Origin of the sequence: Dethiosulfovibrio russensis (genome assembly GCF_021568855.1) — a bacterium.
Lineage (GTDB): Bacteria > Synergistota > Synergistia > Synergistales > Dethiosulfovibrionaceae > Dethiosulfovibrio > Dethiosulfovibrio russensis.
Genome location: NZ_JAKGUG010000008.1, coordinates 32,603 through 56,927, shown reverse-complemented (window position 1 = coordinate 56,927; position 24,325 = coordinate 32,603). Strand labels below are relative to the sequence as shown.

At 57.2% G+C, this 24,325-nt stretch carries 22 protein-coding genes; 3 read left to right on the top strand and 19 right to left on the bottom strand.

Features of this window, described 5'->3' with window-relative positions:
* Window positions 1-3: 3 nt before the first annotated feature.
* The 19 genes from pgsW (L2W48_RS09615) to L2W48_RS09525 all read right to left on the bottom strand — a co-directional run bounded on the left by pgsW (L2W48_RS09615) (window position 4) and on the right by L2W48_RS09525 (window position 20,866).
* Complete coding sequence (gene pgsW / locus L2W48_RS09615) at window positions 4-870, bottom strand: poly-gamma-glutamate system protein (RefSeq protein ID WP_236099549.1); 867 nt, start codon at window positions 868-870, stop codon at window positions 4-6.
* A gap of 127 nt (window positions 871-997) precedes the next feature.
* Window positions 998-2,569: a dipeptidase gene (locus L2W48_RS09610; RefSeq protein ID WP_236099548.1), complete on the bottom strand. Its 1,572-nt coding sequence runs from the start codon at window positions 2,567-2,569 to the stop codon at window positions 998-1,000.
* A gap of 111 nt (window positions 2,570-2,680) precedes the next feature.
* Window positions 2,681-3,883 (bottom strand): M14 family metallopeptidase, encoded by a 1,203-nt coding sequence (locus tag L2W48_RS09605; RefSeq protein WP_236099547.1) that lies wholly within the window; start codon window positions 3,881-3,883, stop codon window positions 2,681-2,683.
* 10 nt (window positions 3,884-3,893) lie between these two features.
* A complete protein-coding gene (locus L2W48_RS09600; protein WP_005659511.1) occupies window positions 3,894-4,070 on the bottom strand; it encodes a hypothetical protein in 177 nt (58 codons plus the stop codon).
* A 13-nt stretch (window positions 4,071-4,083) separates the two neighbouring features.
* On the bottom strand, window positions 4,084-5,379 hold the full coding sequence (locus L2W48_RS09595) for a transporter permease (RefSeq protein WP_236099617.1): 1,296 nt from the start codon (window positions 5,377-5,379) through the stop codon (window positions 4,084-4,086).
* 24 nt (window positions 5,380-5,403) lie between these two features.
* Window positions 5,404-5,997 carry a DUF6305 family protein gene (locus L2W48_RS09590; RefSeq protein ID WP_236099546.1) on the bottom strand — a complete coding sequence of 198 codons (594 nt, stop codon included), beginning with the start codon at window positions 5,995-5,997 and terminating at the stop codon, window positions 5,404-5,406.
* A gap of 224 nt (window positions 5,998-6,221) precedes the next feature.
* The gene (gene pgsW, locus L2W48_RS09585; RefSeq protein WP_236099545.1) at window positions 6,222-7,289 is read right to left on the bottom strand and encodes a poly-gamma-glutamate system protein; all 1,068 of its coding nucleotides are present in this window, start codon (window positions 7,287-7,289) and stop codon (window positions 6,222-6,224) included.
* Entirely contained in the window at window positions 7,286-7,723 is a 438-nt protein-coding gene (locus L2W48_RS09580; RefSeq protein WP_236099544.1) for a poly-gamma-glutamate biosynthesis protein PgsC/CapC, read from the bottom strand. Before L2W48_RS09580 ends, pgsW (L2W48_RS09585) begins: the two co-directional genes overlap by 4 nt.
* Entirely contained in the window at window positions 7,723-8,703 is a 981-nt protein-coding gene (locus L2W48_RS09575) for a Mur ligase family protein (protein WP_236099543.1), read from the bottom strand. Before L2W48_RS09575 ends, L2W48_RS09580 begins: the two co-directional genes overlap by 1 nt.
* Window positions 8,704-8,707: 4 nt before the next feature.
* A complete protein-coding gene (locus L2W48_RS09570) occupies window positions 8,708-10,810 on the bottom strand; it encodes an HD-GYP domain-containing protein (protein WP_236099542.1) in 2,103 nt (700 codons plus the stop codon).
* Window positions 10,807-11,856 (bottom strand): ABC transporter substrate-binding protein, encoded by a 1,050-nt coding sequence (locus L2W48_RS09565; protein WP_236116541.1) that lies wholly within the window; start codon window positions 11,854-11,856, stop codon window positions 10,807-10,809. The genes L2W48_RS09570 and L2W48_RS09565 overlap by 4 nt, the downstream gene beginning before the upstream one ends.
* Before the next feature lie 29 nt (window positions 11,857-11,885).
* Window positions 11,886-13,763: a histidine kinase dimerization/phosphoacceptor domain -containing protein gene (locus L2W48_RS09560; protein ID WP_236099540.1), complete on the bottom strand. Its 1,878-nt coding sequence runs from the start codon at window positions 13,761-13,763 to the stop codon at window positions 11,886-11,888.
* Window positions 13,764-13,879: 116 nt separating this feature from the next.
* The gene (gene ggt / locus L2W48_RS09555) at window positions 13,880-15,577 is read right to left on the bottom strand and encodes a gamma-glutamyltransferase (protein ID WP_236099539.1); all 1,698 of its coding nucleotides are present in this window, start codon (window positions 15,575-15,577) and stop codon (window positions 13,880-13,882) included.
* Between the two features lie 24 nt (window positions 15,578-15,601).
* Window positions 15,602-16,753 carry a succinylglutamate desuccinylase/aspartoacylase family protein gene (locus L2W48_RS09550; protein WP_236099538.1) on the bottom strand — a complete coding sequence of 384 codons (1,152 nt, stop codon included), beginning with the start codon at window positions 16,751-16,753 and terminating at the stop codon, window positions 15,602-15,604.
* Window positions 16,754-16,765: 12 nt separating this feature from the next.
* Entirely contained in the window at window positions 16,766-16,912 is a 147-nt protein-coding gene (locus L2W48_RS09545; protein WP_005659535.1) for a hypothetical protein, read from the bottom strand.
* Between the two features lie 13 nt (window positions 16,913-16,925).
* The gene (locus L2W48_RS09540) at window positions 16,926-18,212 is read right to left on the bottom strand and encodes a TRAP transporter large permease subunit (RefSeq protein ID WP_236099537.1); all 1,287 of its coding nucleotides are present in this window, start codon (window positions 18,210-18,212) and stop codon (window positions 16,926-16,928) included.
* 13 nt (window positions 18,213-18,225) lie between these two features.
* The gene (locus tag L2W48_RS09535; RefSeq protein ID WP_236099536.1) at window positions 18,226-18,777 is read right to left on the bottom strand and encodes a DUF6305 family protein; all 552 of its coding nucleotides are present in this window, start codon (window positions 18,775-18,777) and stop codon (window positions 18,226-18,228) included.
* Between the two features lie 117 nt (window positions 18,778-18,894).
* Window positions 18,895-19,518 (bottom strand): response regulator, encoded by a 624-nt coding sequence (locus tag L2W48_RS09530; RefSeq protein WP_236099535.1) that lies wholly within the window; start codon window positions 19,516-19,518, stop codon window positions 18,895-18,897.
* A complete protein-coding gene (locus tag L2W48_RS09525; RefSeq protein ID WP_236099534.1) occupies window positions 19,493-20,866 on the bottom strand; it encodes a sensor histidine kinase in 1,374 nt (457 codons plus the stop codon). The genes L2W48_RS09530 and L2W48_RS09525 overlap by 26 nt, the downstream gene beginning before the upstream one ends.
* A 160-nt stretch (window positions 20,867-21,026) precedes the next feature.
* Between L2W48_RS09525 and L2W48_RS09520 the strand changes: the two genes are divergently transcribed.
* From L2W48_RS09520 to L2W48_RS09510, 3 genes are all read left to right on the top strand, one after another.
* Window positions 21,027-21,866: a MurR/RpiR family transcriptional regulator gene (locus L2W48_RS09520; RefSeq protein ID WP_236099533.1), complete on the top strand. Its 840-nt coding sequence runs from the start codon at window positions 21,027-21,029 to the stop codon at window positions 21,864-21,866.
* Window positions 21,867-21,897: 31 nt separating this feature from the next.
* On the top strand, window positions 21,898-23,238 hold the full coding sequence (locus L2W48_RS09515; protein WP_236099532.1) for an aspartate aminotransferase family protein: 1,341 nt from the start codon (window positions 21,898-21,900) through the stop codon (window positions 23,236-23,238).
* A gap of 107 nt (window positions 23,239-23,345) precedes the next feature.
* Window positions 23,346-24,296 (top strand): TAXI family TRAP transporter solute-binding subunit, encoded by a 951-nt coding sequence (locus tag L2W48_RS09510; RefSeq protein ID WP_236099531.1) that lies wholly within the window; start codon window positions 23,346-23,348, stop codon window positions 24,294-24,296.
* The last annotated feature ends 29 nt before the right edge of the window (window positions 24,297-24,325 follow it).

Genomic DNA, 24,325 nt, shown 5'->3' with positions numbered 1-24,325 from the left:
GGGCTATCTCCGGGAGAATCGGTGATTCCGCCAGTTCAGGGGGTTGTCGCCGTAGGGGATGGACCACCTATCGCACAGATCCCTCACGCAGAGAAGATGGATCACAGGAATCCCGCTACGAAGAAAACGGGAAAGCAGCCCTTCCGAGGGCATGGATTCGAAGGGCTTCGACGTCGTCCCGCCAGGGAAGGAAGCCGACTGGTCCGAGTCTCCGAAGGTCACCGAGGCCCCTCCGACCCCTACGAAACATCCTATTTCACCGCCGGATGCCTCGTCGTAAAGGGACATCCTGACCTCGACGCTCTTACCGAGGGAGTCCTCGTGGATAAACCTCTCCTCCGATGCAAGTCTCAGGGCCTCGTCCAAGGTCAGATCGCGCCACTCCGGAAACAGAGGGGCGTCGTATCTATCGTCGTCCCCTCCAAGGGAGAACCCCAAAAACTCGAAATCCAAAGAACCTCTGTCCTCCAGGAGCTTGACCATGTCCACAACGTTGAAGCCGACCCGGTTGGCCCCGTACATCGATGAGCCCAGAGAACAGATCAAAAGGGGACGGAGCTCCATGGCGTCGCAGGCGGACAGCACCGCCACCAGCAACCCCGGGAAAGAGCCGCTGGCCCCTATCGCCACTGAGTCGCCCCCTTTCAACCCCATACGGCGAAACTCGCCGACCAGAGCCGCGGCGAAAAGGGGGTTAGCAGAGGCTATCTTGTCCTCCAGATGGCCCAGTGTGGTGGTGAGAGGTGTAAACTCCTCTCCTATAACTCCGATTCCGTATGGATCCAGGTCGGGGGACGCCACGATCCCCAAGGCCTCTCTCTCGGACCTCAGGATCCTCAGGGAGTTCTCCATCGTTACCGAGGCGGCCATACCTTCGTCGCACCCCCATGAAATCGACCTCGGCAGGAGCGAGCCTCCTATAAGACAGCAGCATAACAGGACGCTACGAGAAAGGCCCCCCTTAAGGGGGGCCTTCAATAGATCGATCACGGCAGAGCTATCTCTCGAGAGGTCCGTAACCGATGAAATCGTTCCACCACTGGGGATAGCCGGTGGTTTTGAAGTTTCTGTAACCCAGGGCATAGTTGCCCAGAAGGTGGTCGCCCAGCTTCAGCCAGGTACGGTTCCAGTCCACTGCCCTATCGTAGGCGAAGCGGGTCAGCTGGTCGATGGCCTGGTTCTTCTTGCCCTGTCTCCAGAGCTTGGCCGCGTCCTTCTGTACCGCATAGGTCTCGGTGAACTGCTCCCTCATCTTGGGATCCCTGAGGGCGTAGATCTCCTCGATGGCCTCGCAGTAGCGAAGGGTGGCCATCTCCTGGACGTAGCTGTTGACCCACCAACCGGAGTCGCGGCGGAAGTCCTCGAAACGGGAACCGACCTCGTAGAACTCGGGAAGCTTCCTCATGATCGGCCAAAGAGGGGTAAGGTAGGTCGTGTCGGGAGCGCCGTATCCGAACCAGCTGATGCCCTTGATCGGGGCGGGAAGCTTGGGATCAACCTCTCCGATGTGGACGTAGCAGGTTCTGTGCATGTTGATGGATCTCTCCCAGGCACCCTCGCCCTTGTTGGCGATCCTGATGGGGTTGCCCCAGGGTCCGGCGGCAGGTCCCTCGGTGAGGTCGTAATCGGTACCCTCGTAGTAATCTCCCTTGATCTTGAAGATGTCCCAGGTAGAGAGCTTCTTGTCGGGCTTCACGAAGAGGGGATAGTTATGCTCCTTGGGACTCTGCTTGAGAGAGGGAGCTACCAGTTCCTGAGCCCTCCAGACCCTCCTGGTGGAGTAGAGCCTGTCGTGATGGGGAGCGTAAACCTGGGCGGGACTGAAACTCTTCCAGTTCACGTTTCCCTCGATCCAGCCCTTGTTGACGCCGTAGGAGACGATATTGGGAGAGTGCATGACGTTCTCCTTGTCGGTCAGGTCGATTTCCCTGAGCCTGGCCCTGTTGGCGGACACGAAAAACATATCGTCGGGCATGCGAACTGCGCACCACAGGTCGCGGCCGTAGAACTCGGCGATCCAGACCTCGTCTCCGTCGGTGACGTTGATGGTCTCTCCGCTGCCGGCCCAGCCGAATTCCTCGACCAGGTCGCCCATGATCTTGACGGCCTCACGGGCGGTAGCGGCCCGCTCCAGGGCTATGTCCTGAGCCAGCCAACAGTCGATGATACCGTCGCTGTCCTTCACCAGGTCCTTCTTGATCTCCTCGTTATCGGTTCCGAAGGTGGACTCGCCCATGGCGACGCCCATCTCGTTCATGAAGGAGTAGCGACTCTTGAAGTAACGATAGGTATGGCTTGCCTGGGGCATCTCCCCCATGACGTCGCCGGGCTCGTAACCATGATCGTTCATTATCAGCTTGCGAACCGATCCTTCCGGCCAATCCTTCTCCTCTATGATCCATAGCTTAAAGTTGGCACTGGTGGAATCGTCGTTATGGGTGATGATGGAAGTTCCGTTCACGGTGGCGTCCTTGCCGACGGCGACCACCGTACAGGCCGAGGCGACCAATCCCATAGCCATTACCAGGCATAGCGCGATAGCAAGGGATGCCAGTTTCTTGTTCCTCATCGCTCACACTCCTTTTTATAAATTCGGTTATCTCTGCAAAAACTCTCGCCCTCTAGCCGCTATTTCAGCTTACTCGACAAACCACCTCCGTTCATCCCGATCTTTCGAAACTCAGTTCCAGAAGACCCTGGTGCTATGGGCCTCGGTAGGATCGTGGAGATAATGGCCTATGCCGTTCTCCATGAGCCCGTCGAACTCGGGCCATTGAAGCTGTATCTCCTTTTCGGGGAAGAAATCGTTCATCTGACGAACCAGCTCGGATATCGACGTAAGATGCCGTCCGACCCTATATTTCATTGGACCGCCGAACTCTATGTCGTACTCGGGAACGCAGTACAGAAGGCCGTGCTCCGAGGCGGTCTGGAGGAACTCGTCCTTACCCTCCATCATTAGCTCCTCGGTTATCTTACCGGCCACCCGGTCTATGAATGGCTCCATAGTCTCCATCAGGACCGCCAGGACCCCCTCGTATCCCTGCTCGGGAACGGGGGAGAAGTCTCCGACCTCCCTGTGAGATAGCCCTCTCAGGCTCTTGGGGCTGGCCTCGCACTTCATCGGGAAGGTGGTGGCGCTGAGATCCATTGCCGCCATCATGGCCACGTCCAGGGCCCTGTCGTGGGCTACATAGGTGCTCACCACCGGGTACATCAGCGATGCCTCGTGGGTATCGCAATACAGATCGGCCTTTTCCTTCCTTATCAGCTCCATGATGGCGTAGGCCAGCTGTTCCGTAAGGTTACCGTCAGGACGACCGGGATAGGTCCTGTTAAGGTTCCTGGCGTCGGTATACGCCAGGTTCTGCTTGGACGGATAGTGGACGTAGGTAAAGGGATCGGGCCACTGGTCCAGAGGATCGGTGGATCGGTCTCCTATACGGTAGGCCCTGGGGCCGTGTTCGGTCTGCACGTGCAGAAACTTGGGATAGGCGTTGCCCAGCATGCCCACCTTGGAGGCGCTCAGGTTGGCGTGGGGAATTATGAACACCCTTCCCTTGGAGACGGAGATATTCTCCATAGCCACATAGGCCGCCAGCATGGTGGCAGGTTCGTAGGGATGGGTCCCGCCTAAAAAGACCAGGGTTCCTCCTGGCACGCCCGAGTCGAACAGGTAGACCGGCGTGTCCACTCCCGTTCCCTTTATGCCCTCGAAATAATCGCTGAGCATCACCTTCTCGGTGAAGGCCTCCGACACGACCACGGGTTCCTTGAAGTTCCGAAGCTCCATGAATTCCTTAGCACCCAAAAAAGCGATAACCGCAACTACAGCCAGCACCGCTAGCTTTCTCTTTACCCCTGGGATCTCTCTTCTCTTCATCAAAACCACCTTACTTTATGTGAAGGACCCTGAGGACGAAGGGTATAAGGGTATAGGCATATACCACATCGTATATCAGGCTGGTCCTGGTCTTCCTGAAGAAGAGATTCCTTAGAAGCAGGAGTCCGAAAAAGGCGACTATAACGTAGTAGATCTGATGGATAACCTGGTTCAGCACCGTCGTCATGATCTTCTCCTCCTCACCGGATCACTAAAAACTTGAACGCGTTGGCGTTGATCAACATGAACAACGCGACCAGCCCCATGAACAGGGCCGGAACGAAGATTCCCTTGAGGAAGGACATATAGCTGCCCTCGTAACCCGACACCTCTATAGCCACCCTGCCGGATATTCTAGAGGGAGGAAGACAGTCTCCCAGAGGGAACATCAGGCTCAGGGCCGTCGCCACTATGGTCACGTTGAAGCCGACGGAGTTGAAGAGGAATATCATGGGAGTTCCCAGTATTATGGCGCTCCCGTAGCTAAGCGACCCCTGAGCCATCGGCAGAACGAAAAGGGCCGTCAGATATATGAAGATGGTCGGAAGGGTAACGAAGGTTATGGCTATAAGCCCTCTGACCCCGGTGGCGGTCATTATGTTGACCAATACCCCTACGCTGATGACAGTGGCCAACAGAGGGAAGACCTGCTCCATCGTCTCCAGGACGGTATCTCCCCATTCTTTGACGGAACGCTTGATCGGAGAGCAAAGAACGGCCACTCCCGCGGAGATGAGAAAGTTCAGAGGCAACCCAACGGTGGGAACGCTGAAAGCCATGTACTTGGACAGAAGGACTATCACCAAAAAGGTGAGCATCGGAGCCAGTATACGGAACCAGTTCATGCCTTCCGGAGGGATCGGAAGTTCCTCCAGGATCTTCTCCTTGGGCTCGGGCTCCCCTCCCCTCAGCAGATAGACCACGGTAAAGACGGTGATCACCAGGATGGGGGCCAGAAGGGGAACGGAGAATCCTACGTAGGGCATGTTGGCCTGAGCGGCCATCAACATGGCCCAGAGGTTTATGGGAGGCGCCGCCGCCGCCAACATGGACGTCACGTATATAAAGGCGGTGGTCCTGACCGACGTGATTCCCATATAGCGAAGTACCGTGGCGATCATCCCTCCCACCACGAACATCGATACGCTTCCAGCTCCGGTGAGGGCGCCTGGGATCAGCATTATCACGGCCAATATGGAGAAAAGCATCCACTTGCGATGGTAGAAACGCTCCACCATCTTGCGGACCAGGGCATTCATGGCCCCGGTGGCGGAGTACATGTTGATGAAGACCGAGGCGGTGATGAAGATGAGCCCTACGTCGAAATAGGTGAAGGTCCCCTCCACTAAAAGCCTGACGGGAAACCACAGCCGCCCCGCCAGGGCACCGGCTATGGCTGTGATGACCATGGAGATCTCCGGCGATTTGAGCTTCCAGCTACAAAGGGCGAAGACAACCGCCATCACCGCCAGGACCATGGAAGTCTCGGCGTACATAGACAAAATCGACTTCCTCCTCGGCTACTTCGAGTACATATCCTTGACCACGTTCATAAAGTCGATGGTCTCGTCTATGATGGTCAGGGGAGCTCCGTTGGCCTCGGCCAGATCGGTGAAACGTCCGTCCGAGTTGCTGTCGTTCTTGACTATGAAGCCCTGAGCGTAGGGGGCGATGGCATCGATGGAACGCTCGTCGGCGCTGCCGGGCTTGCCTCTCCTGGCCTTACCCTCTATGTGAGCCGCTATGACCTGGATTCCCTCTTTCTTGCAGGCCTCCATTATGGCCCCGAGCCGGTCGATCTCGTCGTCGATGGTTATCCCAGAGGCACCGAGCCCCTTGGCGGATGAACCGATCACCACGAGCACGGTTTTATAGCCACCGGACAGGATGTCCTCCGGCGTGGGCTCGGCGTTGTAGGTCATGTCCTTCACTGCCTTGGACCGGCTGACCAGAAGCCGCCCCATCTTACCTCCCGGTCCCTGACCGGCGTTGGTTATCAGAAGGGGCTCATCGCCCTTCAAAGGCGCATCGCCGGTGACCGCCGCCATGGCGGAACCGACGAAAAGCGAAAACAACGAAACGAGAACAGCTAGCACCACGGTGTTTCTTCTCATAAAAAATCGACCTCCCCAAAAAGATAGAAGAAAAAAACTTCCCTCACTATATTTATTTAGAGTATCCCTTTTCACCCTGTGGGGTCAACGATACACATTTGTTTTTTCAGAACAAAAAGGCAGGCTTGCGCCTCTAACTGACAACAACAGACACATAAACAGAAATCAGAGGGATCCTCAATGAAAAAAGGAATCCCTCTGATTTCATGGCCTAGCCTATTAAGTTATATTTTGTTCCCAAGAGTTTCGCCTCCGTGGGAAAATCTGGAAAAAAACAGGGTCGCTCCGATATAGACCGCCAATCCCGACAAAGAGAGAAATATAGACCGCCTCCCGACGGTTCCCCTTACAGGCTCGGAATCGAAGGGAACCCCCTCTGCCAGGGCCAAGTCCCTAAGGTTGAGGAGATGGATGACGGTATACCCCTCCTTTAGAGACCTGCCTATAACCCCGTCACCTCCCTTGGCTCCGGGCTTGGAGATGCCCGGAGGGAGGGAAAGAACCGCCGGATTGTCTCCCATATTGGCGCTTGAACCCCCTATGGATACCACCACTTTGGGTTTCACCCGACCGATGAAGTCCATCTTCCAGCCTACGACCTCTTCCTTGGAGGACGAGGACAGCACGGGAACACCGGCTTTCATCGCGGCGGACGTCATTATGTCGATCCCCTCGGGGGAGATTCCCGATCCCACCTCGCCGCCCCCTCCCAGGGTATAGCAGTAGGCTCTGGTGCTCAGGAATCCCCTTCGTCTAAGTTCCTTCGCCATGGTGGGCCAAGGTGCCTTGGGATCGTTGCATCCCCAGGTGGAGGACCCCAGGGAAACCACCAGATGTACGTCCAGGTCGTAGAACTCCGACGCCATCAGCATGTTCAACAGCAATCCCGGAAAGGAGGAAGAGGACATTATCACCACCGGATCCCCTGCCGAAAGCCCTAGAGATCGAAACCACCGAAGAAAGACGACGGCCCAATCGGGATGGCAGGCGGTCCTCTTGGAAGGGAGGCTGCCGAGGGTCGTAGAAAGAGGACTCCACTCCAGGCCTATGAGCCCCAGGTTCCATGGATCGTCGGTGATGGAAGGGAATGACCCGATGGAGCGCCGCCAGTCGGCCACCGCCGTCTCCGCCTCTCTCACGCCAGACCAGAGCCGCTCCTCTTCCATCGAAAGCCCGTCGCCTCCGACAAGATATATCAAGGCCATGACTCCCGTAAGCATCAGCAGAGACAGTATGCGACGACGGGAGCGTCTTCTGAGTCTGTCCCTGTACTCTCCTAGATCGAAGGTCACGACAGATAACCTCCTATCGCAGACACCACCGAGAAGGCCATAGAGGTAGCGAAGGCGGTGGAGAAGGAGGATGTCAGGGTAGCAAGAGGTCCCTGCCTCTGAAAGTCGGCTGCCATCAACCCAGGGACCGCCCATCCCAGCCACAGGGCTCCCGGATCGGAAAAACCGCCAAGGATCATCTTGATCAGGAGAGCCACCGCCATGGAGAGGGCTATTCTCTGTCGACCGTAGACGACGAAGACCCTGGAGATACCCTCCATAACGGCCCAGACGACGAAGGCCGCCGCCAGAGCCCATAATATCCTCACCGGGCTCCCCAAAGACATGGCCAGCACTCCGGGAGTTATAACCCCACCGCAGGATAGTCCGGTCCTCTCGTAAAAGTACATGCCTAGCAGGATCCCGATCGACAGGAGCCAAAGAGAGCTTTCCATCAAGACATCCTCTCCAGAATAATTTTGGCGTCCAACGGCAGGCCGTGGACGACGTTGCCGCATCCGAAGACCAACCCAGCCCGTGACACCAGGGCTATAAGGTCCTCCGGCCTGTCGAGACCGACATAACGGGCTCCTCCGGTTCGAAAAAAAGGCCTGTCACCTATCACTATTCGGTCCTTCCAGCTCTCTTTCTCGATCCATGGAGCGAAGACCCTAAAACGGTTGCCCCTGTCCCTTCGATGGTTGAATAGTACCGTGACGTCCTCCCTCTTCCATCCCAGAGAGGAGAAAAGCGACTCGGTCGACACCACGTCGTTGGCGGAAAAGGCGAAGGCCAGCTTTCCCTCTCCGGCGTCGAGCACGACGAAGTCGGCCAGATCGGGAGAGAGCGATTTTATCCCCTCCGTCACCTCCGGGCCCACGACCCCCGAAATACGACAGGCCTCCAGAGCCAAGGCTTCGTTGGAGGCTCGATAAGAACGCGGCTCCGGAAACTCCGGAACCACGGTGATCATACAGCCTTTATTCTTCAACAAGGCCCGAACGAGAGGCCTATCCGCCTCCGCCCCGAGGAGGACCCTGCCGCCACCAGGGATCCCCTTACACAGGGCGACCGAGGCGGAATCCTCGTCGTTTCCCCAGGCGTCCTGGTGATCCGGTCTGACGTTTGTCAAGACGGTCAAGGTCGGTTCGAGCCATAGGGAGGCGAGGTGCTGAAGGTCGGGAGATACGGCGCTGTTCTCCATAACCACCGCCTCGGCGTCCGACGGCATAGCGTTTATCCACCATTTCATCTCTCCGACGTGAGCTCCGGAAGATCTATATATGGGCAGCTCCCCTTGAGGAGTGAGCGTCCTAGGTATCACTCCAGTTATCCTGCCGTAGGCCTCTATCCCACCGGACACCAAGGCCCTGTGGATAAGGCGAACAACCGAGCTTTTGCCCCGGCTTCCGGTAACCAATATCCTTATGTTCACTCTATCATTCCTTAATCCTGTCGTATATGTCGGCAAACACGCCGTGATGGACCCTGAATATCTCCAGTATGGCGGGATCGAAGTGCTCCGGCATGACCCGGCCATCGCCGTGCAATATGATATCCCAGGCTTTCTCGTGGGAGAAGGCGGGCTTGTAGCCCCTCTCATCCCTCAGAGCGTCGTATATATCGGCCAAGGCCACTATTCTGCCGCAGAGGGGGATATCCTCGCCCTTCAGACCTCTAGGATAACCCGACCCGTCCCATTTTTCGTGATGGGTCGTGGCTATCTGTCTGGCCATCTCCAGCCACTCCGAATCGCCGAGTATGTCGACGGCGTAGTCGGGATGGCGACGCATCTCGTCGAACTCCTCGTCGGTCAGAGATCCCGGCTTGGACAGTATTCCGTGGGGAACCTTGAGCTTTCCGATGTCGTGGAGCTGGCTGTATATCCTCAGATCCTCCACGTATTCCGAGGACATTTCGAGATGTTCCGCCACCAGGGCCGAATACTCGCCGACCCTTACAAGATGGCTCCCGGTCTCCTCGTGATAGCTCTCGGTAAGGGTCTGCATCCTGGTGGCCAGATAATGGAACGAGCTTCGGACCTCCCGAACCAGCTCGTGGGCCTGAAAGATTCCTCCCAGAGGCAGAACGAACCTCTCCAGAACCTCCACAATTGCCCGACCGTCGCCCTTTCCGCTTCGTGTCAAGACGACGAAGCCAGCCAAACTTCCCATAAAACGGACCGGAGCGCATATCCTTGTTCTGCCCGACTCGAAGGAGACCTCCGGTTCCTCCTGATCGACAAAGCGAGACATCAGATCCATCATAGAATCCTCCGACATATCGTCTGGGACGACTCCCGCCTGGCCCCAGAGGAAGGGACGCCCCCCTACTATGGCTACCAACCCGGCGAACTCGCAGGAAAAACACTTTTTCAGATTGGAGACCATAACTGTGGCGGTCGCGTCCAACGAGGCGGAGGACACAACCCCTCGGGACAGGTTCATCAGATCGGCGAGATTGCTGTTGAGATGGGTCAGCTCGTCGTTGTTTTCCCTAAGTTCCAGCTCCATGGCTGTGGCCTCTTCGTAAAGGGACCCCAGGTTCTCGCTCTGTTCGTTTATGACGTCCATCATCCTCTCGAAAGCCCCTAGAAGCCTTCGGTATTCCTCGAACGGGGCGTCGTCGGTTCTGAAGCTCTCCAGCGAGGAGACCATCACAGGCATGGCCTCCAACGGACTCTCGGCGGAGCCTATATCGTCGGCCATATCGGACAGGCTTCTCGTCGACCTGAGAAACACCTCCGTTATGGCATATAAAGTCTTCCCGAAAAAGAACAGAAGTGGGACCATGGCGCCAAAGAGCACAGCGGCCCAGACGAGGGAAGTTTTTGTGGCCTGGATCAACACTGCCGCCTTAGGATAGACAAGCACTAGGTGAAGTCCCATTCCCATATTGACCGACAGAGACCTCAGAGTGGTCCCTCCCCATAGCCCCTCTCCGTTCCTGGGAGCGACGAAAAAGACGGGCAGCATTCCCCCTACCGTGGAGATGTCCTTTCCCCAGGAGGCCAGGACCATGCCGTCGTCGTTCACCAGCAGAAGGGAGCCGTCGGTCTCCCTCTTTCCCATGAATCCGGAAAATAAAGCCCTGCTCTCGAAACCGGCAACCAACCATCGGCCGTTTTTCCTGACGGACAGCACCAGCCTGGGCGAGGCCGGGAGGGACAGATGGGAGCTGGGAGTCCATCCTCCGTTCAGGAGACGGGGCGGAAAGGTCTGTCCCTGCAGAGCCTGGCCTCGGAGCACTTTGAGGATGGTCCCGTCGTCGGAGCAGAGAACCAACTCACTGACCTTCATGGCATCCAGGGTGGAATCATCCACCTCCTCAACGTCCAGGGCCTTTAAAAAAGCCTCCGTCGAGAGGAAACGTTCGTCCAGGTTGCCAGCGGCATCTCCCAGGAAACGCTCTCCCTCTGCGTGATAGTCCGAGGACAGCCTGAGGAAGGAGAGGGTGAAGACCGAGACGGACACCGAGACTATAACAGCGAATCCCAGCAGGACGAAACGTCGCCTGATGGAGGCGAGGCTGACGGTTTTCAAGGCGTCACCTCCCTGTAGGATCCATCGTCGAACAGGAAAAACCGATTCTTCGACGACACGTCCCCGTAAACGTCGGTATCGAAGGACCATCCTAGAGACTCGACGGACCTGGGGATCGACAGAGCCTCCCTAAGGTCCGAACCGGAAGCCCTGGGGTCGTCGTCGAATACGGTGGAAAGGAGAGTCATGGCTCCGTAGGTGTACCTGACAGAGGCTCCTAGCTTCATCGAGGTCAGGCTTCTCCAGTAGGAGTGGAAACCGCCCTCTCCGAAATCGGTAGGATCGTAGACCTCGGAGAAATAAAATTTTATCCCATCCATATCCTCTATATGTCCGGAACTCTCGAAAAGACTCCAGCGGGACAGGAAAAGAGCCGCGTCGGGCCACCTTGCTCGAACGAAATCCATCACCCAATAGGAGACGGCAGGTTCCGCATAGACCAACACCCCGTCGGGAGAGGTGAATTCGACGAAATCCAGGCTATGACAACCATCGGGAAAACGAAAGACGCCGACTATGGACGCAGAGATCCTGGAGATTATCGCCTTGGACGACGCCTCCGCATAGGCAGGATTGTCGCCGGACCAGAAGACCGCCAGCCTCTTAATCCCCAACCTCTCGATAAGTCGGGCCATCTGCTCCGTCTCGTAGGAGAAGTCCTCCCTCGTACGGAAGAACCAGTCGTCCTTTCCGGACAGGATCGGGGTGGAGGCTATGGTCGACAACACCGGGACCTTCAAGCCTCCGTTTGCCACCTCCGCGGCGGCGATGGCCTCCTGAGAGAAGGGGAAACCCACTATGACCCGGGCGCCATGAGACTTCAGATATTCCATGGCCTCCTTCGGATCATCTCTGTACTCCCTGGAGATGATCTCGTAACGGAAACGCCCCTTCATCGAGTTATGCCAATCAGCGTAGGCCTTTACGGAGGCCAGCATCTTGGCCTCCGGTATCATGGCGTAAGGCGCCACGTTATAGGCCACACCTATCCGGACCACCGGATGGAGGTAGCAGTGGACGAGCCAGAAAAATATCGCCGACGTCAAAAAAAACACAACGGCCGAGGTCACCCTCCTCACCGTCGAGCACCCTCTTTCATCTCTCCCGCTCCCCTATTGAACGGAAAGGACACCTCGAACGACATCCCCCGATCGGACGAGACGACCAGCCCTCCCCCTATCTGCCTTACCAGACCTCTGACGACGGTAAGCCCCAGGCTGTCCTCTTTATCCAGATCGTCGCAGCCGACGCCGTCGTCGGAGACTATCAAAGACACATCTCCGCCCTCGGACCTGAAGTCGACCTTTACAGTGCCACTTTCTCTGCCGGAAAAAGCGTGCTTGTAGGCGTTGGTGACCAGTTCGTTAACTATCAGACCGCAGGGAATAGCAACGTCGACGTGAAGCCTGGTATCGTCCGCCTCGACCTCCAGGGAGATATCCCGGCCGTCTCCGTAGGTGGTGGAGATGGTCCCGGTCAGTTCATCCAGATAATCGGCGAATCTTATATCGGAAAACTGAGAGTTTCTGTAAAGAAGCTCGTGGACGTAAGCCATGGCGAGCACCCTGCTTCGGCTTTCCAGAAAGGCGTCGATCACAGTGGGGTCGTCCGTCCTGGAAGCCTGCAGATTCATCAGGCTCGAGACCACCTGAAGGTTGTTCTTGACCCTGTGATGGACCTCCTGCAACAGGATGTCCTTATCGTGCAGGGACGACATCAACTCTCTGTCCGCTATGACGAAATCGGTCCGATCCTCCACCATGGCCAATAAAATCGAAGGAGCCCCTTCGTCGTCGGTTATGGGCACCCTGGTCACTCGGAAGAAACGAACGGTCAAACCGTCGGGTCCCGCTACATCGTAGGAAAGATCGGTCACCACCGGTCTGCCGGTCTCGAAAGCCTTACGGTCGTCCCGAACCATTATGTCTGCCAGTTCCGATGGGAACAGATCCCCCTCTGTCATGCCCAAGGCCTCCTCGGCGGAGATCTCCAGTATCTGGGAAAGCTTCGAATTCCAGATGACGTAGGCCCCACCTACAGATAGATCCTTGGCCATGACCCCCACCGGCAGGTTATCGACGAGGGTGGACAGGAAGGCACCCTGAGAGAGAAGCTGTTCCTCCACCATCCTCTGAGAAGAGATATCCCTTATGATCCCCAGGATGGAGATGACCTTGCTGTCGTCCGGCCCCCTCTCGGGAAGGAGGCGGACCTCCACCGTCCCCCCCTCGAGCAGGGGGACCTCCATGACCTCTTGGTCTCCCTTTTGAAACACCCTCATCAGATTTTCCCTCGAAAGAGCGATACAGAGGTTCGACAACCCCGACTCCTCCGGGGTCCGTCCCAAGGCCTCTCCCGGGTCGGCCCCCAACAGGGATCGCACGGCACCGGAGATGGATCTGAAACGTCCGTCCGGGCCTATCCTGAAGACCATGTCGGGCAACCCCTCCGCCAGAGATCGGAACTCCCTCTCGCTGGCCTCTATCCTCATCGTGGCGGCTCGAATCTCCTCGGTTCTCCTACGTACCTGCTCCTCCAGATACTCGGCCTCCTGCATCAGAGACTCCTGGGCTATCTTCAGCTTGAGATGGGCCTTCACCCTGAGCAGAAGCTCCTGAGAGAAGAAAGGCCTTACCAAGTAGTCGACCGCCCCTAGGGAGAGCCCTTTTATCCTGCTTTCCATGTCGTTGATGGAGGACACGAACATAACGGGTATATGCCTCAGGGCTTGATCCGATTTTAGAACCCTGCAGACGTCGAAACCGGACATGCCGGGCATCTGAACGTCCATCAGGAACAGATCCGGGGCCTCCCTTTCCGCAAGAGCCAGACAGGACGGACCGTCCAGAGCGACCGAGACCCGACATATAGGCGACAGAAGTTCCACCATCAGGTCCAGAAACGCTCTGGAATCGTCTACTACCATGACAAGGCTCTGAGAGATTTCCTTCATCGGATCTCCTCCAAAAGGGAATTAGTCATTAGATTATAGAGGATACCGGAGGGGATAACAAAGAAGGGGATGGGACGGTTTTTCCGTCCCATCCCCTTTGGAGAGAGAAATACAGATCAGTAGCCCACCACGTCGCCGTCCCTGCGGGAGTCGGCTCCTCCTATGAGGGTCGATTTATCGGGGTCGAAACATATCCCCTGAGCGCCTCCGAAGTAGAGGTCGAACTCGTCCTTTACCTTTATCTGATGTCCTCTGAGCTTCAGTACGTCCAGGGTGCTCTGGGGAATTCGAGACTCCAGCTGAAGGACGTCCGGCTTGGTCCCGATGGCCCTGCAGGTAAACCTGGGGGCCTCTATGGCCTCGTCCATGGTCATGTCGAAATCGATGACGTTGGTCATTATCTGGGCCACCGAAGTTATGATCCTCCAGGCTCCGGGAGTTCCCAGTGCCATGAAGGGTCTACCCTGAGGATCTACCACTATGGTCGGGCTCATGGAGGAAAGGGGTCTCTTGCCCGGCTCGGGAGCGTTTACGCTCTCGGGATTGGAGGAGAAATCGTCCATCTCGTCGTTGTAGACGAATCCGAACTCCGGGTCGATCATGCTGGCTCCGAAGAAATAGTTGACCGTCTGGGTCATGGAGACTATGTTCCCCGATACGTCCGCCACGGAGACGTGGGTAGTGGACCAGTGCTCGTCGACGGAGGAATCGCTCTTGGGTACCTCCTGCATTGCCTTGTCCTCGTCTATCCTGTCCGCCAGGGTCTTGGCGTACTTCTTGGACTCAAGCATACCGTAGGGGATGTTGACGAAAGACGGGTCTCCGAGGAAGTTACCCCTGTCCGAAAAGGCCATCTTGAAGGCCTCCGTCATGGTGTGGATCGTCCTGGGAGAGTTGTGGCCCCAGTCGGAGAGGGGGAAGTTCTCCAGTATGTTAAGTATCTCGACCAGGGTTATGCCACCCGACGAGGGAGGACACATGGAATAGATCCTGTAGTCCCTGTAGGTACCCTCGGAGGGGAGTCTCAGCACCGGCTGATAGCGCTGAAGATCGTTCATGGTCATGATGCCACCCTGGTTGCGGATGTTGTCCACCATGGAACGGCCGATGGGGCCGTTGTAGAAGGCGTTCTTTCCGTCCTTCGCTATCAGGCGGAAGGCCTTGGCCAGCTTGGGCTGCTTCACTACCGATCCCGCCTCGAGGGGAAGGCCGTCCTTGAGGAAGGGGTTGTCCTTCTCCGGAGTGAACTTGGACAGATCGCCGAAGTGGCTTTCCACAGCTCCCGCCGTGGTCGGAGAAAGGGGGACTCCCTGTTCGGCGAGCCTTATGGCGGGCTCTATCACCTCGGCCAGGGTCATCGTACCGTAGAGGTCCAGAGCCATCTGATAGCCGGCCAGCGTTCCGGGAACTCCGACCGCCAGAGGACCGTAGGCGCTAATCTTGTCCGCCTTGGCCTTCTCCGAGGAATACATATCCTTCGTGGCCTCGGAAGGAGCCTCCTCGCGGTAGTCCAGAGCGACGACCTTTCCGGTGTCGGCCATCCGAATCACCATGAAACCGCCTCCGCCTATGCCGGAGGCGTTGGGCTCCACAACGTTGAGAGCCAAACCCGTCGCCACGGCGGCGTCCACAGCGTTTCCGCCCTTCTTCAGTATCTCGACTCCCGCCTCAGCGGCCAACCTGTTGGCGGCGGCCACCATTCCCTTGGAAGCGGTTACATCCTTCACCTCGTGAGATCCGGCTCCGAAAGCGACTCCCACCGAGATCGTCACGACCGCCACAGCGGTCGCCAAACCGATTATTCTTCTCCTCACTTCTTTCCCTCCTCGTTTTTCTCTCTACTTCCCGTCGAACCGATCGTCCGATAGGGGCGACAGGAAAGCTCCTATACCGCTCTCTATCATTTCCTCGTAGGATGGAATGTTCTCCACCTCTACGGCTCCGCCCTCTTTGACGTCCCCGAGCATCTCCACGAAAAGCCTTATGGCCTCCACGTGTCTGGCGGTCCTGAGATCCAGAGGCTGATCCCCCTCGTAGGGAATGAACAGCCTTCCCAGCTCCGCCGCCTTCAGGTAGGCCTTGTCCTCACCGGTCAGCACCAGGGCCTCGTCGGTTCGACCTCTGAGTCGTCCCTGACTTGGGTTGCCCGACTCCATGAGTATGGCCATCGTATCGGTGTTATCGCCCCACTCTCTGTGACTGAGGCCTCTGAAGTTGACCGGCGAAGGCTCGAGCCTCATGGGGACACCTTCCATCTCCAGTTCCATGGACACCATGGCAGCAAGCTCCATGGCCCTGTCGTGAGCAACTATCGCGTTGACCACCGGGTACTCCGGAGAGGCCTCGTGAAGATCGAAGGCCAGGTCCACCTTCTCCTCTCTTAGCAGCTGAATCACCGCATATGCAACCTGCTGGGTCAGGGCATCGTCCTTTACCCCCGGATAGGCCCTGTTGAGGTTGCTCTTTGAGCTTCCCGCCAGCTGTTGCCCCGACTGGGCGTGTATGTATATGTCCGGATCGGGCCACTGGTAGACCGGATTGCTCGCCCTGGAACCGTAGCGGAACCAGCGGGTTCCTCCCGGAACGTCCAGATGAAAATACTGAGGCGAAGCCTCCTGAGGCGAGTTGTGCCCCATGGCCGTCATGTTGGCGAAGGGAATCACTATGAGTTTCCCCTGGGCAACCCGAGCCCTCTCTAGATAGATGATCGCCGTCATGGTCCCGGCCGGTTCGTTTGGATGGGTTCCTCCCATGATCATCACAGTTCCTCCCGGAACCCCGCTGTCCTGAACGTAGACGGGGGTATCAGCCGGGGTCCCCTCGAGTGGCTCGAACCATTCGGAGAGCATCCGCTTTACGAATCCCTCGGAGAGCTTCACAGGATCGGGCTCTCTCATCGCCAGAAAGCTCCGGGCCGACAGGAAAGAGAGGACGGAGACCGCCACCAACAGGGCCACCGCCGTAGCGGCATTTCCCTTAAAACTCTTCACGGTCACACCTCCCTACTTGACCAAAAGAAAACGAAGCACCAAGGGAACGAGCACCATGGCGGCTGTCACCTGCTTCCAGAAGGAGCGCTCCCTGAACATGCAACGGACCACGAGAGCCATCACGAACAGGACTATAGCTCTGTATATCAAGGTCATCATCCGGCTCCACCTCCTAGAAAATCAACTTCGCCAGAGGCTTGGCCATCAGTATTACAGCTATGCCCCATCCGGCTGTGAGGACCGCGGGGAACATGCAGTGCCGCAGTACCTTGAAGTAATTGTCCTCCCCTACCACCTGGGCGGCGAATATACCGGCCAAGGCCGTGGGGGGCATCAGGTCGCCCAAAGACGCCACCAGGCTGAGGGCGGAGGCCACCACTATCTCGTTTTGCCCCAGCAAGGCCAGCAGGAAAGGCACTCCCAGTACCGAGGCGGATCCGAAGGACGAGACCGCACCGAAAAGGGGCATGGACGTCGCTATCCCCAGATAGAGGGTCCATGAAGGCAAAGCCAGAGCCGAGACGACGACGAAGCCTCTAACCCCGGTCAGGGTCATTATCTGTATGAACATACCGACCCCCATAAGTATTCCCATGACTGGAAGGGCCTCGTCGACCGCCTCCGTCACTGTTTCCAGGGGGTTCCATCTGGACCCGGAAAGCAGTCCCGCCGCGGAGGCCAGAAGGAAATCGAGGGGCATGCCCAAAGACGGCCATATATGGGGAAAAATCCTCTCTCCTCCCAACAGGACCACCAACACCACTACTGGAAGGAAAAGCCTCGGAGTCAGGGCCACCCCGCTCATCCTGGTCAGTTCGGCGTCAAGCGCAACCTCGTCCCGTTCTTTCCTGACGTAGGGATATATGAGCAGAAGGGAACAGATCACCGCCAGAGGAAGAGTGCATATCAGCAGGGGGAAACCGAACCCCACGTAGGGAATATCGACTCCGGCCCCTATTATCATGGCCGGTATGCTTATAGGAGGGGCGATCATCCCGAACAGAGCTCCCATGGATATGGCCGCGGCGGTCTTCACCACCGGAACCCCCAGTTTTATCAATACCGGAGCCACTAGGGCACCGGTCGTCAGAACCGCCGCGGTGGACGAGCCGGTTATCATGCCAGGGACCATTATGAGAAACATTATCCCCAGACTCAGAAAAACCGGATAATTCCTGAACCGCCTTATGACCCAGGCGGCCACCGAGTCGAGTAGACCTATACGCTGTATAACCTTCATGAAAATCATGGCGGTGGCTATTATCAATATGGTATCGATATAGCCAAACTCTCCCTCGACCAGATGCCTTATGGGAACACCGTTCCCGGACGCCAGCGCCCCGGAGATGGCCGCCAAAGCCATGGCGACGGCTATTGGGAGCTTCCAGGCGAAAGCGGCAAAGGCGAATACCCCTATCATAAGGAGGGTGTACATACCCTCCGGCCAAAACCACGACATAGCGGAGATCTACCTACAGTACTTCCCAAGAGGCGAGAATCTTCTCCAGAGAGGCCTTGGTCCCTCTGACGTTGGGAACGACCTCGGGCTCCACCGGTTTATCTCCGAGAAGACTCTCGAAAAGACCGTCCTGATCCGCCCCGTCCACCAGGATCAGGCCATCCGAATACGGCACGGCGGCGGATATGAACAGATCGGACAAGGTTCCTCTGCGACCCGGCCCTCCGACGTGCATGACCAACACCTTGACTCCGTCGGCCTTCGCCTTGTCCAGCAGGGCCTCGGCTCTGGACACCTCTTGATCCTTGTCGATACCGGCGGCACCCAGTCCTTTGGAGCTACCTCCAACCACCGCTATGAGAACCTTGTGTCCAGAAAGATCGTCGGCCTTCATGAGAGGATCGTAATCGGGCTTGACGCTCAAGGATTTGAGCACTACCTTGACCATCATGGCGTCCGGGCTCTGTCCCACAGAGGTCAGGGCGACGTCCGCCGCAGAAGCGAAGGACCCGGTAGTCACGATCACCATGAAAGCCGCCGCAAGACCTATAAGATATCTTTTCATCTCATTACCTCCTCGAAAATATGAAAAAACTGTAAGGCAGCGAGATCTGAAACCCCTCTCGCTACCCTATAGTTTAAGCTCGAATATCCAAGGAATCCATATTTTCTATCTTTTTTATCACGGCAACCCTCCGCAGTAGTAGCTTCTGGGACGGCCACTTCTTCCATCTTCCTGTCGACGCATCTTTTTGATCTGTCCCTTTCTAACCAGGTACTCCAGATACCTGTTGGCGGTGGGATAGGACACCCCTGTCAGATCGGCCACCTCCGAGGCGGACAGATAGACCCCCTCCGATAAAAGCGAATCGTAGACCTTACGGGCCGTGTCCTCCGAAATTCCCCTGTCCCCTCCCTCCCATCGGCCTGCCCTCCTGTAGCGTGAGAGCTCCCTGTGAAGGCCTATCCTGGCGGAGAAATCGGCCAGGCGAATAGGCTTAGAGACAAAATCGTCCGCCCCCGCCATGATCAGCTCCCGGGCGACATCTGGCCGCTCTTCAACGGTAAGAGCCATGAGCACCACCGACGAGGAGAGCTTTCTGGCCCTTCGTATAACCTCCAGTCCGCTCATTATCGGCATATGAAAATCCACCAACAGGACGTCGACTGTATCGTCGGAGACCCAGTTCAGAGCGATCTCGGGATCGTCGGAGGTCCTCATGGACCAACCCAAAGAGGACGCCATGACCTCCAGCGTGTAGAGGATCTCCCTGTCGTCGTCAACCGCGCCCAGATAAAGACTCATATTCTCCACCCCTGTTCTTGAAAGGCGGGGCACTCAGCTCGACCGAGGCCCCACCGTCCGGACCGCTTCCCAACTCGAACTTCCAACCGTGAGAATCGGTCACATCTTTCACGAAAGCCAGTCCGAGACCGGACGATCCCCATCGGGATCCTCTTTTATCGATACCTTCTCCGAAACCCGGACCGTTATCCCTGACGAAAAGGACTATGTTCCCTTCTTGGCTCTCATAAACTCCGAAAAAAATCCTGGGATCCGAACGCCCTTCCGTCGCTCTGTGGGAGTTGTCCAACAGGTTCACCAAAGCCCGGGAAAACCTTATCAGATTGACCCTTATCGAACGGTTTCCCAACTCCTCCGGCACCGCCAGATGCAAAGCCGACGACCATTCAAGCGGCCTTATCTGCGAAAGCGAGTAATCCAACAGCTCCGACACAGACACGATCTGTACCGCCGAGGGATCCCTTATCTCCGATATCATCTGGTTCATCCTGGAGGCCGCCCCCTGAATTCTGTCGGAGTGGCGAACCGCCGTGGGATCCGTCGAGGTCTGGGATATGACGTCCGACAATCCCATCACCGCGGTAAGAGGCCTCTTCAGATCGTGGACCAGATACTGCATCTCCCGATAGACCCTGCTCTCGGTCTGGTCCTGCCTGAGTTTTGACAGCTCTCTTTCTCTTTTTCTCAACAGCCTGAGCTGAGCCAGCCTCTTCTCGTAGCCGACGAAAAGCTCCGTTATTACCAAGGCCATGGCGAAACTGAAAACGAAGGACATCGTGCCGACCACGTCGAGCACCATGTCCCTGTCCATCAGTGTAGCTACCTCCTTGATCGCCAGACTGAGCTCGCCCCATCCGAAACCGTAGTCGGTCAGCTTGGGAATGACGTCGAGCCACTGCATCGACAGGACCAACGTCCCTAAAACTATTGTCCTGTTTCCCGGCCTCACTACGTCCCGGCTCAGATACTGGACCATGACCACGCTGATCAACGCCATCACCGCGGGACCTCCGAAATGAGGAACCGAAGGCATCCGAAAGGCCCATGCCGCCACATAGGAACCGGGGATTCCCAGCAGAGGTATCCATCGACCGAGACCGGGATTATCGACGTCCCTGAAACACTGCCCCAGCAGAAACCATCCGGTGTATAGCATAAAGGCCCTGACCGCGTTGGTCCCCACCAAGACAGTGGCTGAGACCAGAAGAAAACCGCTGTCCAGGAGCCTCACCGATCTGTCCAACGTGGACAGGACCGCCCTTATGGGCCAATCGACGAAATGAGACAAAACCCAGGCAAAGAGCAACCCGGAGGACCATAACGCCAAGGCCGGTCTTCTCTCCGACAATACCATCACCCCTTCGAATCAAGGGTACAGCACTACGACCCACGATGGAAGATCTCACTTATTTGACAGGGCAAAATTTTCAGGCTAAGATGACAAAAGACGGAAATCCTGCAAGAAATGACTTAGATGATTTTTTTCAACTACGAAGGGGGCGAAAGCCTTGCTCAAAGAGAAGATAATCGCCGGAATGAAGGGCTTCTCCGCCACCCAGGCCAAGGTCGCCCGTTTCATACTGGAGAACCCCAGAGAGGCCCCGTTCATGACGGCAAGCCAGATGGCGGAGTCGGTGGACACCAGCGAATCGTCGGTAATACGGTTCGCGTCCATACTCGGCTATTCCGGCTATCCCGAGCTGAAGGAGGCAATGAAGAGCCTTTTGCTGGACCAGATGACCACCATAGAGAGGATGGCAGTCTACGACGACGATCCCAGGGAGTCGCCCTGTCACAGGATAATGACTCTGGATATGCTGGACCTGGGAGAATCTCAGACCAACCTGAACCCCCAGGACATCCGTTCCTGGGCCTTGGAGGTGCTCGAGGCCCCCGCCCTCTACATGGCTGCCCAGAGGAGCTCCCTCGCCCTGGCGGGATACCTTTCCTTCTATCTCAGCTGGTTCCATCCCTCGGTGCACCAGCTGAACGATACCCTCATAAGGGAGCAACTGACCACGGCGCCGAAGGGCAGCATGATGGTAGGAATAAGCTTCCCCAGGTATTCCAGGTGGACGGTCGATGCCATGAAGCTGGGCCGCTCTCTGGGCCTGACCCTGACGGCTATAAGCGACAGTCCTCACAACCCGATGACGGAGGCCGAGCCGGAACACGTGCTGACCGCTCCGTGCAGGCACATCTCCTTCATCGACTCTCTTACCGCTCCTATGAGCCTGATGAACTGTCTGATAATGGCGGTTGCGGACGAGATGGGCGACGAAGCCAAGAAAAGGCTCCAGGAACTGGAGGAACTCTGGACAGAAAACCCGGTCTACACGGTCAAGTGAACCGTAAAACTATCAGGAGGTGTGAAGGGGAATGGATTTCGGCAAACTTATACCCAGGAGCTACAAAAACGAGCTCAGGAAGGCGGTACGAGGCGAGGGAATATACCTCTACGACGAAGACGGCAAGGAGTACATCGACGGATGTAGCGGAGCCCTCATCTCCAGCCTGGGACACGGCAACGAAGAGGTGGCGAAGGCCGTATACGATCAGCTCGTGAATCTCGAGTTCGCCCATCCCTCCAGGTGGAGAAACGATGCCACACTGGAGGCGGCGGAGGAAGTGGCGTCCATAGCTCCCGGAGACCTTAAGAACGTCTGGTTCGTCAGCGGAGGCAGCGAGGCCATAGAGTCGGCCCTCAAGATCGCCAGACAGTATTTCGTCGAGAGGGACGGAAAGGGATCAGGCAAGACCACCTTCATAGCCCGTTGGAACTCATATCACGGCTCCACCATAGGCACCATGGGACTGGCCGGAAGCATGCCCCGCCGGAGGGACTTCACACCTCTGTTCCAGGAGACGCCGAAGATCCAGCCCCACTACTGCTACAGATGTCCCTACGGACAGACCTATCCGTCCTGCAATTTGAGATGCGCAAGATCTCTGGAGAACGAGATACTCCGTCTGGGACCGGAAAGGGTGCTGGCCTTCGTGGCCGAGCCGGTGGTGGGGTCGACCGTGGGAGGTCTCCATCCTCCGGTGGAATACTGGCCCATCGTCAGGGAGATCTGCACCAAATACGACGTGCTTCTTATCGCCGACGAAGTCATGACCGGAATAGGCCGCACAGGCAAGGCCTTCTGCGTGAACCATTGGGACGTGATTCCCGACATCATATGCTCCGCCAAGGCCATGGCCAGCGGCTACTCTCCCGCCGGAGCCATATTGGTCAGCCAAAAGCTGGTGGACGTATTGAAAGGCGGCTCCGGGGCCTTCCAGCACGGACACACATACAACGCCAACCCCGCCACTGCCGCGGCGGTAACAGCCACACTCCGGATAATGAAACGGGACGGCTTATTCGAAAACGCCGCCGCCAGAGGCGAGGAACTCATGAAGGGCCTGAGGGAACTCATGGACATACCCATAGTGGGAGAGGTCCGAGGCATGGGGCTCATGAGAGGGGTGGAGATAGTGGCGGACAAGGCAACGAAGGCTCCGTTCCCGGCGAAAACCAAAGCCGCCGCCGTGGTCACCTCCTGCTGCATGGACCACGGCCTGGTCGTATACCCCGGAACGGGCATGATCAGCGGAGTGGCGGGAGATCAGTTCCTGGTGGCCCCTCCCCTGATAGTCACGTCGGAGCAGATAGGAGAGATACTTGCCAGACTCCGCAGCGGCTTGGAGGATGCAGTAAAAAAACTTAACGGTTAGATATCGCCAACCAACGCACGGGAGGTGATCGAAAAAACGGACCTGGAGAACCGACGGTAACGAGAGAGGAAATATTTCCCTAAATCCGAGAGGAGGAGATCAAAAAGATGAAGAGAAAGGCTATAGCACTTGCCCTGTTGTTCGCGGTGGCCCTGACCGGCACCGCCATGGCGAAGACGTTCATAACCATAGGATCCGGAGGGGTCGGAGGTACCTACTACCCCCTGGGAGGCTCTATGGCCGAGGTACTGACCAAGGCGGACATAGACGTCAAGGCTACATCCCGGTCCACCGCGGCATCGAAGGAAAACTGCCGCCTGGTCGCATCGGGCAGAGCCCAGATAGGCATGACCATGGGGTCCACCCTCTACCAGGCCTTCACCGGCACTGAGGCCTTCGAGAAGGACGGCAAGCTTCCCCTGGAGATCCTCTTCAACATGTATCCCGCCCCGGAACATCTCGTCACCACCAACAGGACCGGGATCACCACCTTTGAGGATCTCAAGGGTAAAAGGGTCTCCATAGGAGCCCCCGGAAGCGGCAACCAGGTACTGGCCAGGATGATACTGGCAGCCGCAGGAATAGATCCGGAGAAGGACTTCTCCATGCAGCAGCTGACCCAGCCGGAAGCCGCCATGGCCCTCAAGGACGGCAATCTGGACGCGGTGTTCTGGAACTTCGCCGCTCCTGGATCGGCGGTCCTCGAGGTCGCGGCGGTTCGCGACGTCGTCCTCATCCCCCTTCCGGAGGACCTTGTGAAAAAGGTCGTGGAGGAGAACTCCTTCCTCTTTCCCTACACCATAAAGAAAGAAGTCTACCCCGGCCAGCCGGAGGATGTCCTCACCGTGGCAGACGGCAACTACCTGGTCGTCAAGAAGGGGATGGACGAGAAGCTCGGCTACGACCTCACCAAGACCCTCATAGACAACAGGAAAGCCTTCATGCAGGTCACACAGCAGGCGGTCCATTTCGCCCCTGAAGAGGCCAGCGTGGGAATAATCCCCTTCACCCCGGGAGCGGTGAAATTCTTCAAGGAGAAGGGCATCGAGATCGACTAAGGGTGACAAGAAGATTCCATGCAATCGAG

Excerpts from the sequence above, each read along its gene's own strand:
- L2W48_RS09530 (WP_236099535.1), bottom strand. The coding sequence starts at position 19,518 with ATGAGTCTTTATCTGGGCGCGGTTGACGACGACAGGGAGATCCTCTAC.
- L2W48_RS09610 (WP_236099548.1), bottom strand. The coding sequence starts at position 2,569 with ATGAGGAACAAGAAACTGGCATCCCTTGCTATCGCGCTATGCCTGGTA.
- pgsW (WP_236099549.1), bottom strand. The coding sequence starts at position 870 with ATGGCCGCCTCGGTAACGATGGAGAACTCCCTGAGGATCCTGAGGTCC.
- L2W48_RS09590 (WP_236099546.1), bottom strand. The coding sequence starts at position 5,997 with ATGAGAAGAAACACCGTGGTGCTAGCTGTTCTCGTTTCGTTGTTTTCG.
- L2W48_RS09595 (WP_236099617.1), bottom strand. The coding sequence starts at position 5,379 with ATGTACGCCGAGACTTCCATGGTCCTGGCGGTGATGGCGGTTGTCTTC.
- L2W48_RS09580 (WP_236099544.1), bottom strand. The coding sequence starts at position 7,723 with ATGGAAAGCTCTCTTTGGCTCCTGTCGATCGGGATCCTGCTAGGCATG.
- L2W48_RS09535 (WP_236099536.1), bottom strand. The coding sequence starts at position 18,777 with ATGAAAAGATATCTTATAGGTCTTGCGGCGGCTTTCATGGTGATCGTG.
- L2W48_RS09540 (WP_236099537.1), bottom strand. The coding sequence starts at position 18,212 with ATGTCGTGGTTTTGGCCGGAGGGTATGTACACCCTCCTTATGATAGGG.
- L2W48_RS09600 (WP_005659511.1), bottom strand. The coding sequence starts at position 4,070 with ATGACGACGGTGCTGAACCAGGTTATCCATCAGATCTACTACGTTATA.
- L2W48_RS09605 (WP_236099547.1), bottom strand. The coding sequence starts at position 3,883 with ATGAAGAGAAGAGAGATCCCAGGGGTAAAGAGAAAGCTAGCGGTGCTG.
- L2W48_RS09560 (WP_236099540.1), bottom strand. The coding sequence starts at position 13,763 with ATGAAGGAAATCTCTCAGAGCCTTGTCATGGTAGTAGACGATTCCAGA.
- L2W48_RS09515 (WP_236099532.1), top strand. The coding sequence starts at position 21,898 with ATGGATTTCGGCAAACTTATACCCAGGAGCTACAAAAACGAGCTCAGG.
- L2W48_RS09510 (WP_236099531.1), top strand. The coding sequence starts at position 23,346 with ATGAAGAGAAAGGCTATAGCACTTGCCCTGTTGTTCGCGGTGGCCCTG.
- L2W48_RS09545 (WP_005659535.1), bottom strand. The coding sequence starts at position 16,912 with ATGATGACCTTGATATACAGAGCTATAGTCCTGTTCGTGATGGCTCTC.